Genomic DNA, 16,583 nt, shown 5'->3' with positions numbered 1-16,583 from the left:
AGGAATGGATGGAAGAAAAAGCTTACTTAACCGAGAAGGAAATGGAAAAATCTGCTTTTTGTGCATGAATTTACAGAAAAAGACTTGCCTAATCGGCATCCCCGAACGCATCTCGTCTAAGGAAAGGCGAGGTGCGTTCTTTTTAATTTGGGTTTCACGGCCCTTTGCGAAAGAACGCCTCTGAAAAACAACCGGTCGCAAATGCGGCCATAACAACGGAGGCTATAATATGAGTCGCAGTTACAAGAAACCGTTTGTGAAAATGGCAAAGGAGGCTCATGCCGGAAAAGAACCGCAAAGAGGGGGATTGTTGGGGGTGGCCGTCCGAAGGTGTCAAACTGCCTATTTCCGACCCGAAGGGCATTAGGAAATAGCGAACCATGACACTTTATTCATTAGACGAAAAGTCGCTTCTAAAAAAAGTAAAGAGAAAAATTTGACTGAGGTGTAGAGATAAAGGTCTTTCTTTATTGGATTTGATTTATTCTAATTTGTTCGGCAACGATTTGTTTTTAAAAGGCCAGTCGAAAAGTAGGTCTTGCAGGTTTTTTGACTTTTTCCATCGCCTAAATGATTTTATGCATAAAAGAGTAAATGCTCCAATTGTAAACCAGCTTAATAGAACGCTTATAGAAAGTATTTTGGTATCAATGTCGGGTTTTGCGATGCTGATTATACAATGAAAGAATAGCGCTATTTGGAATATAATAATACTCCAAAAAAGAGAGTCTTCTTCAGGCTTGTCTATTCCACGAAAACTAAAGGGCTTTGTTATTATAAGTGGATTGTCTTTTATTGATTTTGATTTCAGAATTGCAAACATAAGCCAGGAAAAGGGAACGATACAGATAAACAAAAAAAATATCACCCTTTTATCGCCCATGTATATTAAATCGACAATAATCGTCTCAATGAAGACAATTATGCTAGCCACTGTAAACAAAAATCTTTTTTTTATATCGCTAGTCATCAAAAATGCCTTGTGAATTATGGGTAATTATAAAAAGAATATAAAAAAAACGCCCAGGGTTTTAACTTGGACGCTTTTCAAATGTGACTAGATCCTTCGACTACGCAACTTGCGTTGCTTCGCTCAGGATGACACCTCATACCTCAAAGGTACGAAGTGCCGACCTCACACCTCATTCCTATTTAAGGAACTGCATATACGGCAGCTTCTTGGCAAGTTCCTGCACCTTGTCGGCGTTGGCCATGAGGGCGGAGCGTGCGTGCCAGGAGCCGTCGAGGAACTGACCGCGGGGGCCGTCAGCGAGCGTGAGCTCGATGGTTTCGTCACCCATCTTGAGTGTACGGCTTTCGGTGCTCATCACGAGTTCTTCGCTCGGGTGAGCTTCGATCCAGGCGAGAATCTTGTCGGCCACTTCGTGGCTCACCTTGTAGCAAGGCACGCCAATAGCGACGCAGTTACCGAAGAAGATTTCGGAGTAGCTTTCGGCGATGATGGCGCGAATGCCCCAGCGCTTCAGGGCCTGCGGAGCGTGTTCACGGCTGGAACCGCAACCGAAGTTCTGGTTCGAAACGAGGATGGAGCCGTTCTTGTAGGCCGGATCGCGGAACGGGTGGACCTTGCCCTGAGCGGCGAGGCCTGCGATATCGTCGGCAAAGGCGTTTGCGCCGAGGCCTTCGAACGTGACGCACTTGAGGAAGCGAGCCGGGATGATACGGTCAGTGTCGATGTCGTTGCCGCGTACAGGAACGCCGGAACCTTTAACAATGTCGATAGAATTCATTTTTTAAATCTCCTTGCGTTACTTGATGTACTTGCGGACGTCGGTGACCTTGCCTTCGATGGCGGCGGCAGCCACCATGGCGGGGCTCATGAGGATGGTGCGGCCCGTGGGGCTGCCCTGACGGCCCTTGAAGTTACGGTTGCTGGAGCTTGCGCTTACCTGGCGGCCCTTGAGCTTGTCTGGGTTCATGGCGAGGCAGAGCGAGCAGCCCGCTTCGCGCCATTCGGCACCGGCTTCCTTGAAAATCTTGTCGAGACCGAGAGCTTCGGCTTCCACCTTGATCTTCATGGAGCCCGGAACGACCCACATCTTGACGGTCGGGGCGACCTTGTGGCCCTTGATGATTTCGGCGGCGGCCTGCAAGTCGCTGAGGCGGCCGTTGGTGCAGCTACCCACGAAGGCGATGTCGATGGGGCGGCCAATCATCTTGGAACCTTCTTCCCAGCCCATGTATTCGTAGGCTTCGGAGATGACCTTCTTTTCGCTGCCTTCGAATTCGCTAATCTTCGGCATGTTGCCGTTCAGCGGAATGGCCTGGGCCGGCGTAATGCCCCAGGTGACCATCGGTTCGAGCTCGTCGCAGTTGATTTCGACTTCGTCGTCAAACTGGGCGTCGGCGTCGGTAGCCACGGACTTCCAGTAAGCGACGGCTTCGTCCCACTTGTCGGCCTTCGGGGCGTACGGACGGCCCTTGAGGTATTCAAAAGTCTTTTCGTCGGGGTTGCAGTAACCGACGCGGGCGCCGCCTTCGATAGCCATGTTGCAGACCGTCATACGGCCTTCCATGCCCATTTCTTCGATGACCGGACCTGCAAATTCGTAAGCGTAGCCAACGCCACCGTTCACGCCGAGCTTTGCGATGTAGGCGAGGGCCACGTCCTTGGCGGTCACACCCGGCTTGAGCTTGCCGGTGAACTTGATGCGGCGAGTCTTGAGCGGGCTCATGGCGAGCGTCTGGGTGGCGAGAACGTCTGCCACCTGGCTTGTGCCGATACCGAACGCGATAGCGCCGAATGCACCATGCGTAGCCGTGTGGGAGTCTCCGCAGGCAACGGTCATGCCCGGCTGGGTCACGCCTTCTTCGGGGCCCACGATGTGGATAACGCCCTGTTCGGCGGTAGCGGGGCCAAAGAACTTGATGCCGTTGTTCTTGGTGTTGTTTTCGATATGGGAGAACATCTCTTCGGAAATGCCGTCCTTGAGCGGGCGGTTGCGTTCCGGGAACGTGGTAGGAATGATGTGGTCCACCGTGGCGAACGTGCGTTCCGGGAACAGCACCTTCTGGCCTTCTTCGCGGAGCTGCGCAAAAGCCTGCGGGCTCGTGACTTCGTGGCAGAGGTGGAGCCCGATAAAGAGCTGGTACTGGCCGCTCGGGAGCTTTGCTACCGTGTGGCTTTCAAAAATCTTCTGATAGAGTGATTTTCCCATGATTTTGTCTCTTTTGAGTTTAATTATTGCGGGCACAAATATAGAAAAAAGGGGCTGCGCTGTCTTGCGCCGCCCCCGTCAATCCAAGGAGAAATTCTAGAGGTACTTCTTGAACACGTTCAGGAGGTTGCTGTTCCAGCTTCCCGAGTAGGCTTCGAAGCCGCCCACGCCCGTGAGTCCCCAGTAATGCCAGGACATGTCGTAGCTTTCTGCTGCCTTGATGGCCGCGTCGGTCCACTTTGCACGTTCTTCGCTCGTGGGGCCGTTGCCGCTGCATGTCGATACACCGAATTCACCCATGTTCATCGGGATGTGCCCGCCGTTAATGTCGGGGTAGTGCACGAGGGCGGAATCCACGTAAGCCTTGAACTGGTTCGGCATCTTGGAAATGTCGCTATCCTTCAGCCTCGTTCCGCAGTCGTAACCATGACCCTGATGCGTGAAGGAGAACGGTTCGTAGTAGTGGCCCGTGAAGATGATGTTGCCGTCGGCAGGGAGCTGCACGTTGGAAATCTGTGCGAACTTGGAATATCCGTTGCCTTCGAACATAATGGTCTTGCCCGGGGCGTTCTTGCGGATGACCTCGTAGGCGGACATCATCAGGTCGTCAACCTGCTTGTTCTTCATGTCGTGCGGTTCGTTCAGGATTTCGAGAACCACCTGGTCGTCGGCATAGGCGTTCATTGCCTTAGCCACCTGTTCCCACATGCCGAGGAAGCGCTTCTTCTCGTTTTCGTAGCCGCTCGGGTTCCTGTCGTAGTTGACGGCGTAGTTGTTCAGTTCTTCGTAGTGGTGGAAGTTCACGATGACGACGAGGCCTTGGGCAAGAGCGAGGTCGATATCGGCCTTCACACCAGAGAGTCGCCCGTTATCCAGCGTGTAGGGGGCGTTCTGTTCGGCGTCGTAGTTCCAGCGCACCGGGAGGCGTACAGACTGGAAACCGGCATCCTTGATAATCTTGAAATATTCGTCCTTGATGCAGTTGCCCCAGCCGCAGTCGGCGCTAGAGCCCTTCTGGCCCTTGGATTCCCAGGCGTTGCCGAGGTTGATGCCCGCACCGAGCTTCTTGTTCATGGCGCGGCCCTTGGAGTAGTCAACCGGAGTGGCGTTCAGTTTTTTCCAAGTGGAATTCTGGCATAGGGCATATCCGGATTCGTGCTTGACAACGCTTCCGTTGTTTGCGCTTGTGCACGCTCCGTTCGCCGCTGTAACGGCGATGTCCAGGAGTTCCGTGTCGCTTGCGTATTTCCAGCTGGATTTCTTGCAGATAAACTTCTTTCCGTCCGCTTCCTTGACGGTACCTTCGAGTGCGTCGGTGCATTCGCCAAAGAGTGCGGTGCCTTCGCGGTTCTGGAGGGCAGATGCGGAAGCTATGCGCCAGGTGGTGTCGGCACATACAAATGTATTGCCGTGGTATGCGCTAAGCTGGTTGCTGTTCTCGACTAGTTTCCCCTGGATGGTGGAGTCGCAAACGCCCAGGCCGAATTCCTGGAACCAGAAGGTACGGAATTTCTGGTCGAAGCTCGGGAGGGCAGGGGAGATGTTCTCGAGGTAGTAGGAGAGTTCATCCATCTTCTGCAGGTAGGCCCAGTCGGCAATCTTCGCGCGAATGGTGGCATCGTCCCAGGAGCCGTCCTTCTCGATGTCGGCGGCGACGTAATCGAGAACGGTCTGCATTTCGGCGGAGGCGTACTCGGACTGGAGCAGGAGAGACATGGCGAGCAGGTTTCCGTCTGCCTCGGTGGCGCCGAGCACGGAGAGGTTACGTGCAGAGACCGTGAAGTTCTTCATGTGGAAGGCCTTCAGCACTTCGCTTTCGGCCTTGCCCTGTGCTTCGGCGTAGCTCATGCCGTTTTCCTTCATGAGGTAGGCGATGCGCGGGGCCTCGAGGTGGGTCATCACGTTCACGTTGGCGGTCTCGCCGTCAATGGCACGAATCAGGGACTTGAGTGTAATCGATGCGCTTGCATCGCCCATGATGTCGTTGAGGAATGCGCCCGTAGCCTCGAGCATGGCGTACGATGTCATTCCGGTGTATTGCAAGGTGTATTTCCCGTAATCGTCTGCGACCTTGGCGGAGACGCTCTTGCCTGTGGGGGAAAGAGCATCATCAAGGAAGGTGAGTTTCACGTCGGAACCCGCCTTGAGGGGACCTTTTTCGCAAACGCCCGTGAGCGTTCCCGTGTAGCCGCCTTCGGGGGCGGGTTCATCGGGAGCGAGGAATGTGGTATCCTTGGCTTCGGGCACTTCGATAATCTGGCCGTCGCCAATATCGGGGTTGCTGGGAATAACGGTGCCGTCGCCGATGTCGGGGTTGCCGGGGATATCGCCGATAGGTTCGTCGACGGCGCTCGAATTGCTGGAGTCGTCGGAACAGGCAACAAGCGCGCTCATCGGGAGCAGTGCTGCAGAAAGGATTGCCGCGGGGAGTGAAAATTTGCGAATATTCATTGGTACCTCACTTACATTCAGAAAAATAGATTCAGAACCGTGCGAAAGGTGATTTTTAAGGGGATAAAACGTTTACTGCTGTTACCAATGTGTCGCGGCTCACACATAATACCGCACGTTCATCGTCTGGGGTATTTAAACCTGCGTTTTTTCACGCGCTCTCGCCTCCGATGGCTCGTCAATACGAGCCACCTGCGTCTCACGATACGCCCGCGCGTTCATCGTCTGGGGTATTGAAACTTGCGTTTTAACCCCCAATTTCCCCTAAAAACGCATTTTTGCGCGTGCTTAAACCGCGAGCGGCTTGCCGTGGGCGTGAGTACTCGGTCTTCCCGTGAGCAACAAACGCCTCGTATTAACGAGGCGTGGTTGCGAGAGTGAGCGCATACCGGAGAAATTTAAATCCCGGGTGTAGCGCGAGCGGTCTTCATGTGAACGGAAAAGGCCCGTATCAACGGGCCTTTGCAGTGAGAGAGCGCGAGTTACCGGAGGTTCTTCTCCAGAGACGTCGAGTACTCGGTCTGTTTAGTTCGTCTGGAACTTATACGCTTCGCGGTAGTAAGCCATCATCTCGTTGGTGCTACCGAAAGCCCTGCGGGCCGCATTGCCGACTTCACGGTCCTTTCTCAAGAGTTCGGTGATTTTCGTGTTCACGTCCTTGAAGAACAGGTCGTTGCTTGCCATGTCGACATGGTTCTGCGTGTAGTTCATGTGGTAGCGGCGTTCCAGCATCTGGAAAAGTTCCGTCTGGCAGGCGTTAATGGGAGGATCCCTCTTGATGACGGGCATGTAGCAGGCCTGGATGTAATCCTGCTTCATTTCGACAATCATCTGGTCGATTGCAGGGATGTCGTGACGTGCGTCGTGACTTGCAAGATCTGCCTTTGGGGTTTTGATGCCAGAGCAGCCGGCCAACAGTGCTGCTGCGAGAAAGAGAGAGGCCACATATCCATACTTCATTTTTAATGTTTCTCCGTGTTGTTTTTCACGTACTTTCCCATTTCCCTAAACCATGGGTAAAGTTATTTAATTGTTGATTAGTTGGCGATAGTGAATTTGTAATTATTTCCTTACCAACGCCCCAAAACAGCAAAATAAAAGTTTAGTTGTGACACGTGTCACTCCGATTTTCGGAACGATTTGTGACGGTGCGCACAAATTGCTTTTTGGGGGGTGCTGAAACGCCTTTTAGGGGTTGTTCGGCTTGAATTTGTAGTACCACGCGATGGGGTCGATTACTTTGTACTTAACGTTGCCGATGCGGTTGTTCCCGCGCCTGTCAATCACGCCTGTAACCACGTGTGCGTGCGGCCCGGTGGTGTGTCCGGTCATGCCGACTGTCGCAATCGGGTCGCCCTGCATAACCTCTTGCCCGTCAAGATAAAGTAACTGGTCGCAGTGCATAAAGAGCATCACGTCCTTTTCGCGAACAAGCCCGATAACTACGCCACCGCGCTCGTCCCTGCTGGTGTATGCCTTCGCGGAGAATGGGGCCAGAATGCGTGCGCCCTTGCGCGATGCGAGGTCGATGCCGTTGTGCTTTCGCCCGCCGATTCCCCTCTCGTTGTAGAACTCGGTTATGTAGGCGATGCTATCGGAGAGAATGGAGGTCCAGTATTTCCATGCTGCGCCTATGGAATCGGCTGCGGTCTTGCCCAGGTTGTCGGGGCGCGAGAACTTGATGACCGTCCCTTGCGGCGGCACGGCGAGCGCGTTAGATTCCCAGCCCTGGCCTTTGTAGCCGTTTTCACTTATCGTTTCTTCCAGGTACTGGCGGATCATCTTGTCGTCAGAAATCACCGCGTTGAACCGCCCGATGGCATAGCGTGCGATGCGCCTCAGGTTTTCCTTCCCGTCGAACGTGTAGTCGAACGAGGGGGCGACCGAAAGCTTGTTCCTTTCGGGGATGCGGTCGCGCATGTTGGAATGCGTGGTCTCGATGCTCGTGGGGTAGATGAACGGCACGAGGAGCGCCACCAGCAGGAACAGCGGGAAGAGGTTGCGGAACAGCCTAGAGAGCCCTTCCATCGGGTTCTTCTTGAGGATTTCTTCCTTCGAAATCCACTGCACGCATTCGGCGAGCGCTTCGGCCGCACCTTCGATGCCGCCCTTGACCTTCTTGCGGATATCCTTGCTCGATCCCTTTCTGATGGCCTTTACGCACTTGGGGAAGCGCTTCTTTTCGGGCATTTTTTCGAGGAGCCACAGAATGTTCTTCTTGCGAAGTGGCGCGCAGTCCTCGATAAACGCCGCCGCCTCGTCGGTACTGTTGCCGCCCACGAGCACTATTTTTGCGATGTCGAGAATCTTTTCGTCGAGGGCGGTGGGGTCGTCGCCCGGGAGGATTCCGACCGTGTGCGGCACCATCTTCTTGATGAGCTGCAGGTTGTGGTAGAACGTGCGGAAGTGTTCTTCGGTTATGTCGAGCGTGCCGAAGCCCGCGAACACGAGCCCCGCCTGCTTTGCGCCTTCGAGCGATTGCAGCTCGTCGTTGTTTAGAATTCGCGTGAAGAGGTCCTTCAGCGGGATTCCCGTATTGCCCTCGCGTTTTTGCGAGAAGTCGAATACTACAAAAGACGCGCCAGCGTTAAGTGCCAGCGCGAATTTTTCTAAGGCCTCGCAGGGTGCCGGGCTTCCTGGGAAAACCGCGAACACCAGTTCGCCTTGAGCATACAGGTAGTCAAGAACCTGACGCTGCATGCGCGATTAGACCTTGGCAGCTCCTCTCGGGCCCCTCGGGTAAGAGAATCCGGAAGGGGGAGCGGCGACGAACTTGTCTACCTGCATGTAGAGTTCCTCGGGGCTTGCGGAGGGGTTGAAGTAGATTTCCTGGTTCCTGTTCTGGCTACGGCCCTTGAGGGGTTCGCCGCGACGGCCGCGGGAAACGACGCCGAGCGGGAGCACTTCGAGCATCGGGAGCAGGCCGAAGTAGCGGAAAAGGCTGAAGTTCTTCTGCCAGGTGGCGCGTTCGGCGAGGATGGCGAAGGTGCCTTCCATGACGGACTTGGACTGCAGCAGGTCATCGGAGGTCATGGTGACGAGTTCGTGGTTCGTCGGGAAGTTGTTGACGAAGTTGACGAGGTCGCCCTTGAGGTAGTTGGCGTCGCAGAGGAATACGAATTTCATAGTTTGTCCTGGATTGATTTATTTGTTTTTTACAAAAATAAATTTTTGACCCTTTTCTGTCACGTTCAAAAAGGTACGAATTGTGAATTTTCGGAACTTTTTGTTCCGTTTCCGTGTAAACTTTTTGTAAAAACACGAAGTTTGCGTTTTTCTGTCATTTTTCTGCGTTTTGCCGTTTATTCCAACTTGGAACATTCCGTGTGTTTTTTGCGCTAAGTCGTTGACAGTCAACGACTTACGTGTTATTTTAGCCGCAAACCCTTTGGAAATTGCCGTTTTTTTGCGAAAAAAGGCGTTTTTTTGTGAAATAAATACATTATATTTGGACACCGAGATCATGTTATGATTTACAAGCGTCATTTGGAGATGCTTGTGGTATGTTTAATGGGAGATAGTAAATGAAGAAAAGAATGAATTGGCCTGTAACTGCGCTTTTGGCATCGGCTGGAGTGTTAGCCTCTGTCGTTATCGCGCAGGAAAATTCTGATAGTGCACCGGCGGTAGAAAACAATGCCCCGTCGGTAAACGGGATTCCTGGCGAATCGATTAACGAGGGTGGCAAGTTTGCGCCGATCAAGCTCGACAACTATGTGTCCGACGACATGGACAAGCCGGACAAGATCAAATGGAGCGTGTCGGGCAACAAGAGCATCAAGGTCAATATCTCGAACGACCGCGTGGCTACGCTGCAGGTGCCCGACCAGTACTGGAACGGTTCCGAAGACATTACCTTCGAGGCGAAGGATACCAAGGGTGCCGTTGGCTCCGAGACGGTGAACTTCACGGTCGAGTCCGTGAACAACCCGCCGGTGATGAAGGATATCCCCGAACAGACGATCGACGAAGGCAAGCAGTTCGCCAAGATCAAGCTCGACGATTTCGTGACCGACCCTGACCACCCGAAGGACCAGATTCTTTGGGAATTCGACATTCAACCGGTAGGTAAGGATCAAGCCGACGGCGACTTGAATGTCGAAATTGACCCGAAGCGCGTGGCGACCATCATTATCCCCGATACCAACTGGTACGGTGCGGCCAAGATTACCTTTACCGCGACCGACGGTGAATATGCGAGCGACAAGAAGACGGCCCTCTTTACGGTGAAGCCCATCAACGACCCGCCGGTACTCCAGAAGATTCCCGACCAGACCATCGAAGAGAAAAACGAGTTCGAGTCCATCTCCCTGACTGACTTCGTTTCTGATGTCGATGACGACGTGTCGAAGATCAAGTGGACCATCGCGGGCAACAAGGATCTCAAGTTCGATATCGACAAGTACGGTACCGCGAACATCAAGATTCCGAACGAGTTCTGGAACGGCTCCGAAACCGTTACCTTTACGGCGACCGACCCCGCAGGTGCGGCCGTGAGCACGAAGGCCACCTTCACGGTGAAGTCCATCAACGACCCTCCGGAGTTCACGAAGGACGTGCCTGAACAGACTATCGAAGAAAAGCAGGAATTCAAGCCGATTGAACTGTCGCAGCTTGTGAAGGACCCGGACCACAAGATGGAACAGCTCAAGTGGGAAGTTTCCGGCAACAAGGACCTGAAGGTGAAAAATGCCGGTGGCGTTGCAACCATCAGTATTCCGAACAAGTTCTGGAACGGTTCCGAAACGCTCAAGTTCAAGGTGTGCGACCCGGCGAACGCCTGCGCAACTTCCGAAGCTACTTTCACTGTCAATTCCGTGAACGACAAGCCTGAATTCACGAAGCCTATCCCGAACCAGACGATTGACGAAAAGAAGCAGTTTGCAAAGATTAAGCTCGACGAATACGTCAAGGATGCCGACCACAAGAATTCTGAACTCTCCTGGGATGTGGACGTGAAGCACCAGGGCAAGGAACCGCAGTCCGGCACACTCAACGTGAACATCGACGAGAGCCGTGTCGCTTCCATCGAGATTCCGGACCAGTACTGGAACGGTACCGCCATCGCGACGTTCACCTGCACGGACCCGGAAGGCGCTTCCATCAAGCAGCCGGTTACGCTGACCGTGAATTCCATAAACGACAAGCCGGTGTTCACCAAGATTCCTGACCAGGAAGTCGAAGAGAAGACTGAACTTTCTTCCATCGTGCTCGACGAGTTCCTCTCTGACCCGGACCACGACATCTCGAAGCTGAAGATCGAAGTTTCCGGCAACAAGGACATCAAGGTCAACATCAACCAGAAGACCCGCGAAGTCACGTTCAAGACCCCGAACGAACTCTGGAACGGTTCCGAGACACTCACGTTCACTGCTACCGACCCGGATGGGGGAGTTGCAAAGACCACGATGAAGCTCTCGGTGAAGTCCATCAACGACCCGCCGGTCATGAAGGACATCCCGGAACAGACCATCAAGGAAAAGGGCCAGTTCAAGGATGTTGAACTCGACAAGTACGTCGAAGACCTCGACCACGGCAAGGACAAGCTCAAGTGGACCATCACTGGCAACCGTGAACTCAAGGTGACTGTCGACGGCAACCGCGTGATGAAGGTGACGCCGCCCAGCCCGCAGTGGAACGGTTCCGAGACGCTCACCATCAAGGTGACTGACCCGGAAGGCGCAACCGACGAGCGCTCCATTGCCTACACGGTGGAATCCGTGAACGACGTTCCGGAATTCACCAAGCAGGTGCAGCCGCAGACCATTAAGGAAAAAGGCCAGTTCCAGCCCATCAAGCTCGGCGAGATGGTGCGCGACATGGATAACAAGCTCTCTGACCTCACGTTCTCTGTCGACGTGAAGCCGACCGTGAAGGGCAAGGACGGCGAACTCTCCGTCGAGATCGACGCCCAGCAGGTCGCCAAGATCAATATCCCGAACAAGTACTGGAACGGTGCCGCCGAAATCACGTTCACCGCTACCGACCCGGAAGGTGCCAAGGCCTCTTCTAAGGCCCTCTTCACCGTGCAGTCCGTGAACGACGTGCCGGAATTCAAGAAGGTTCCGGACCAGATGATCGAAGAAAAGCAGCAGTTCAATTCCGTGAACCTCGCGGAACTTGTTCATGATGCCGACCATGAATTCAAGGATTTGAAGTGGACCATCGCGGGTAATAAGGACCTGAAGATTGACATCGACAAGTCCGGCGTCGCGACCATCAAGACCCCGAGCCCGAAGTGGAACGGTTCCGAGAAGGTGACCTTCACCGTGACCGACCCGGAAGGCGCTTCTGCCAAGTCCGATGCCGTGTTCACCGTGAAGTCCATCAACGACCCGCCGGTCATGAAGGATATCCCGAACCAGAAGATCAAGGAGAAGGAACAGTTCAAGACCATCGCCCTCGACGACTTTGTGAAGGACGAGGACCACGACAACTCCAAGCTCAAGTGGACGTTCTCTGGCAACAAGGATTTGAAGGTCCAGATGGACAGCAAGCGCGTGGTGACCGTCACCGCCCCGAACAAGTTCTGGCATGGCGAAGAGACTGTGACGTTCACCGTGACCGACCCGGAAGGTGCTTCCGACTCCCGCAAGGTTGTCTTTACTGTGGAATCCGTGAACGACCTCCCTGTGTTTACCAAGCCCATCAAGGACCAGACCATCCCTGAGAAGCGCGAATTCGCCATCATCAACCTCGCGGATATCGTGGCTGACCCGGACCACAAGCCTGAACAGCTCACCTGGAGCTTCGACGTGAAGGCCGCCAAGGGTGCTCCGAAGGGTTACACCCCGAAGCTCTCCGTGAAGGTCGAGAACCGCATGGCTCGCATCGTGATTCCGGACAAGAACTGGAACGGTGCTGAAGAGATTACGTTCAAGGTGGAAGACCCGGAAGGCGGCAAGGCTACCTGCACCGCACTCTTTACCGTGACCTCCGTGAACGATGCTCCGACCATCGGCAAGATTGACGACCAGACCATCGAGGAGAAGCAGGAATTCACTCCGATTGACCTCGCGTCTATCATCAAGGACCCGGACCATCCGTACGAGAAGCTGAAGATCGAAGTTACCGGCAACAAGGAACTGAAGGTCGACATCAGCAAGGATGGCAAGGCCACGGTGAAGACCCCGAACAAGATGTGGAACGGCTCCGAGAAGCTCACGTTTGTCGTGACCGACCCGGAAGGCGCTTCTGCCAAGGCCCAGGTCGCCTTCACGGTGAAGTCCATCAACGACCCGCCGATCATGAAGGATATCGCAAGCCAGACCATCAAGGAGAAGGGCCAGTTCAAGCCTATCGAGCTCGACAACTTTGTCGAAGACCTTGACCATCCGAAGAACAAGCTCAAGTGGAAGATCGAAGGTGCCAAGGAACTCAAGGTGCAGATGGACGGCAGCCACAAGGTCAACGTGACGCAGCCGAACCAGTTCTGGCATGGTTCCGAGACCATCACGTTCACCGTTACCGACCCGGAAGGTGCTAGCGACTCCCGCAAGGTGACCTTCACCGTGGAATCCGTGAACGACGCTCCTGAATTCGTGCGCGAACTCAAGGACCAGTCCATCGACGAGAAGAAGCAGTTCCAGCCCATCAAGCTGGCTGACCTCGTGAAGGACCCGGACCACAAGACTTCCGAACTCAAGTGGAGTTTCGATGTGAAGCCCGCAAAGGCCGGCGCTGCCGCCGCCCCGAAGAAGGGTAAGAAGGGCAAGGAAGAGGAGAAGGCTCCTGCAGGCGAATCGCTCAAGGTGAAGATTGACGCCCAGCAGGTGGCAACCATCGAAATCCCGAACAAGTACTGGAACGGTGCCGCGAACATCACGTTCACCGCTACCGACCCGGAAGGCGCGAAGGTTTCCAAGACTGCCCACTTCGAGGTGCGTTCCATCAACGACCCGCCGAAGATTTCGGACAAGGCCCCGCAGGGTGAAACCATCCGCGAAGGCGGCCGCTTCAAGACGATTGACCTCGCAAGCCTCGCGCATGACCCGGATCACCCGGCTTCTAGCCTCAAGTGGACTGTTTCCGGCAACAAGCAGCTGAAGGTCGATATGCGTAAGGATAACACCGTGATTGTGTCCGTGCCTGACCCGCAGTGGTCTGGCCGCGAAATGCTCACCTTCACGGTGACCGACCCGGAAGGCGCTTCTGCCAACCACAAGATGACCTTCGAGGTGACCCGCGTGAACGACCCGCCGACGCTCGCGAAGAAGATTCCTGACCAGAAGATCAAGGAAAAGGAACAGTTCAAGCAGATCAAGCTCGACGAATACGTGAAGGACCCGGACAACAAGCCGAATGAACTCGTGTGGAAGGTTACGGGCAACAAGCAGCTCAAGGCTGAAATTTCCCCGAGCCGCATCCTTACCGTCTCTGCTCCGGATAAGTACTTCTGGTGCGCACCCGAGACGATGGTGCTTATCGTGAAGGACCCGGACGGCGCAGAAACGTCGCAGACGGTGACCTTCGAGATTACCTCCGTGAACGACTCTCCCGAAATGAAGGACATTCCGGACCAGAAAATCAAGGAGAAGGGCCAGTTCAAGGATATCGACCTGAACAAGTTCGTGCGTGACCCGGACCACAAGCCCGAACAGCTCACGTGGACTGCTACGGTCGCGAAGGTTGGTGGTGCCGCTCCGGCCCCGAAGAAGCAGGAGAAGAAGAAGCATGCGAAGAAGGGCAAGAAGGGCGCCAAGGAAGAGAAGGAAGAAGAAGCCGCTCCGGCACCCGCCCCGGCTGATGACTTCCAGGTAGAAATCGACAACAGGAACATCGCCCACATCAAGATTGCCGACAAGTACTGGCATGGTGAACGCAACGTGACCTTCACGGTCACCGACCCGGAAGGCGCTAAGGCCTCGAAGACTGCGAACTTCCTCGTGGAATCCGTGAATGACGCTCCGGTCATCAAGCCGATTCCTATCCAGTCTATCCAGGAGAAGGAACACTTCAAGCCCATTGAACTCTCGCAGTATGTTTCTGACCCGGACCATGCGTTTGGCGCCCTCAAGTTTGAGGTGGGTTCTACCCGCTCGCTGAAGGCATCCGTGAACAGCAAGAAGGAACTTGTGGTCACGACTCCGGACAAGTTCTGGAGCGGTACCGAGAAGGTTAAGGTCGATGTGATTGACCCGGAAGGCGCGAAGGCATCCGTGCAGATTACCTTCGAGGTGACTCCGGTGAACGACCCGCCGGTCGTGCATGCCATCCCGAGCCAGAAAATCAAGGAAAAGGAAAAGTTCGATCCGGTCGACCTCTCGAAGGCCGCTACCGACCCGGACAACAAGCCTGCCGAACTCCGCTGGTCTGTTTCGGGCAACAAGAATTTGAAGGTTGATATCAAGGGCAGCCGCGCCATGGTGGTGACCCCGAACCCGAACTGGTTCGGCAAGGAAACCCTCACGTTCACCGTGAAGGACCCGTCTGGTGCTAGCGCTTCCAAGACCGCCACCTTCGAGGTGACCCCGGTCAACGACCCGCCGACCCTCAAGCCGGTGCAGCCGTTCGTCATCGAAGAAAAGAAGCAGTTCCAGCCGTTCGACTTCAGCAAGGTGGTGAACGATCCGGATAACAAGCTTGACGAACTCAAGTGGACGCTCGATAACGACAAGCCGGGTGCAAAGGAAGCCCCTGCCAAGAAGGGCAAGAAGGGCAAGCATGCCGAACCTGAAGCCGCTCCTGTGAAGCATGAGCTCATCTTCAACATCAGCGACAAGGGCGTATTGACCTGCGAAACCCCGAACAAGTACTGGTACGGTACTGAAACCGTGACGGTGAACGTGTTCGACCCGTCGGGCGAGAAGGCCTCCGTGAACGTGAAGTACACGGTGAAGCCGGTGAACGACCCGCCGGTCGTGAAGGAAATCCCGGACCAGGAAACGCTCGAAGGCAAGTCCTTCAAGGCTATTAAACTTGACCAGTACGTGACTGACCCCGACCACAAGCCGCACGAAATCAAGTGGAAGGTGACGGGTGCCAAGATGCTCGACGTGATGATATCCGGTGGCCGTGAAGCCGTCGTGAAGCCCAAGAAGCAGGATTGGTTCGGCGAAGAAACGCTCGTGTTCATGGCTCAGGACCCGGCCGGCGGCATGGACAAGACTGTGGTGAAGTTCGTGGTGAAGCACGTGAACGCCGCTCCGGTGATGCGCGATATGCCCGACTACACTATCAAGGAAGACGACAACCACGGCGTGCTCGCGGTTATCAAGACCGATCAGTATGCCCGCGACAAGGACCACAGGCCTGAAGAGCTCAAGTGGAGCTGGACCGGCAACAAGTTCCTTGACGTGAAGCACGACAGGTTCAAGAGGACGATTACGGTTGCCCAGCCGCACGAAAACTGGAACGGCAAGCCGGAACGCATTACCTTCACGGTCTCTGACCCCGAAGGCGCGAAGGCCTCGAAGACCGCCACCTTCACGGTGATTGCCGTGAACGACCCGCCGGTTGCGAAGTCCCAGACGTACATGACCCAGGAAGGCGAAGTGCTCAAGGTGCCTGCTTCTGAAGGCCTGTTCGCCGGTGTGCTTGATCCGGATGGCGAAAAGCCCGTGTCTGCCCAGCTGGTGCAGCGCCCGCGCAACGGTAAGATTGACCTGAACGAACGTGACGGTAGCTTCACCTACACGCCGAACAAGGGATTCTCCGGCCTCGACGAGTTCACCTTCAAGGTGAAGGACCCGGGTGGAGTCTACTCGAAGGTCGAAACTGCCGAAATCAACGTGACCTTCAAGATGAAGGACCTGCGCGGAAATGCTCCGAAGCCGGCTCCGAAGGTTGAAGAGCCGAAGGAAGAGGAAAAGCCCGCCAAGGCCGACAAGAAGGGCAAGAAGAAAAAGAAGAAAAGGTAGCCTCTAGGCCAGTAATTCAAATTTGAAACCCGCGCCATAAGCGCGGGTTTTCTGTATTTTGCCAGCGTTCCTGAAGTGCTTGCAGAGCGTGCAC

Annotated in this window: 8 protein-coding genes; 2 read left to right on the top strand and 6 right to left on the bottom strand. The window is 54.7% G+C overall.

The genetic code is table 11. The features are described from left to right. Positions 1-184: hypothetical protein (locus BUB22_RS16860; RefSeq protein ID WP_217650343.1), on the top strand; the 184-nt coding region annotated here is incomplete at its 5' end. 964 nt (positions 185-1,148) lie between these two features. Here BUB22_RS16860 and BUB22_RS03750 read toward each other — a convergent pair. The 6 genes from BUB22_RS03750 to BUB22_RS03725 form a co-directional block, all read right to left on the bottom strand. Beyond that, positions 1,149-1,751: a 3-isopropylmalate dehydratase small subunit gene (locus BUB22_RS03750; RefSeq protein WP_073113984.1), complete on the bottom strand. Its 603-nt coding sequence runs from the start codon at positions 1,749-1,751 to the stop codon at positions 1,149-1,151. 18 nt (positions 1,752-1,769) lie between these two features. Beyond that, positions 1,770-3,179 (bottom strand): 3-isopropylmalate dehydratase large subunit, encoded by a 1,410-nt coding sequence (gene leuC / locus BUB22_RS03745; protein WP_073113983.1) that lies wholly within the window; start codon positions 3,177-3,179, stop codon positions 1,770-1,772. 96 nt (positions 3,180-3,275) lie between these two features. After that, positions 3,276-5,630: a glycoside hydrolase family 5 protein gene (locus BUB22_RS03740; protein ID WP_073113982.1), complete on the bottom strand. Its 2,355-nt coding sequence runs from the start codon at positions 5,628-5,630 to the stop codon at positions 3,276-3,278. A 525-nt stretch (positions 5,631-6,155) separates the two neighbouring features. Further along, positions 6,156-6,575: a hypothetical protein gene (locus BUB22_RS03735; protein ID WP_254794621.1), complete on the bottom strand. Its 420-nt coding sequence runs from the start codon at positions 6,573-6,575 to the stop codon at positions 6,156-6,158. A 243-nt stretch (positions 6,576-6,818) separates the two neighbouring features. Continuing rightward, positions 6,819-8,330: a M23 family metallopeptidase gene (locus BUB22_RS03730; RefSeq protein WP_073113980.1), complete on the bottom strand. Its 1,512-nt coding sequence runs from the start codon at positions 8,328-8,330 to the stop codon at positions 6,819-6,821. A 6-nt stretch (positions 8,331-8,336) separates the two neighbouring features. Beyond that, positions 8,337-8,756 (bottom strand): hypothetical protein, encoded by a 420-nt coding sequence (locus BUB22_RS03725; RefSeq protein WP_073113979.1) that lies wholly within the window; start codon positions 8,754-8,756, stop codon positions 8,337-8,339. A gap of 398 nt (positions 8,757-9,154) precedes the next feature. On the opposite strand from BUB22_RS03725, the gene BUB22_RS03715 reads away from it, so the two are divergent. Further along, complete coding sequence (locus BUB22_RS03715) at positions 9,155-16,489, top strand: tandem-95 repeat protein (RefSeq protein ID WP_254794620.1); 7,335 nt, start codon at positions 9,155-9,157, stop codon at positions 16,487-16,489. Positions 16,490-16,583: the final 94 nt, after the last annotated feature.

Source organism: Fibrobacter sp. UWCM (genome assembly GCF_900129735.1).
Classification (GTDB): Bacteria; Fibrobacterota; Fibrobacteria; order Fibrobacterales; family Fibrobacteraceae; genus Fibrobacter.
This window is presented reverse-complemented; position numbering and strand designations above follow the sequence as displayed.

What these genes read in the sequence shown, in the direction of transcription:
- BUB22_RS03750 (WP_073113984.1), bottom strand. Translation starts at nt 1,751, where the DNA reads ATGAATTCTATCGACATTGTTAAAGGTTCCGGCGTTCCTGTACGCGGC.
- BUB22_RS03725 (WP_073113979.1), bottom strand. Translation starts at nt 8,756, where the DNA reads ATGAAATTCGTATTCCTCTGCGACGCCAACTACCTCAAGGGCGACCTC.
- BUB22_RS03730 (WP_073113980.1), bottom strand. Translation starts at nt 8,330, where the DNA reads ATGCAGCGTCAGGTTCTTGACTACCTGTATGCTCAAGGCGAACTGGTG.
- leuC (WP_073113983.1), bottom strand. Translation starts at nt 3,179, where the DNA reads ATGGGAAAATCACTCTATCAGAAGATTTTTGAAAGCCACACGGTAGCA.
- BUB22_RS03740 (WP_073113982.1), bottom strand. Translation starts at nt 5,630, where the DNA reads ATGAATATTCGCAAATTTTCACTCCCCGCGGCAATCCTTTCTGCAGCA.
- BUB22_RS03715 (WP_254794620.1), top strand. Translation starts at nt 9,155, where the DNA reads ATGAAGAAAAGAATGAATTGGCCTGTAACTGCGCTTTTGGCATCGGCT.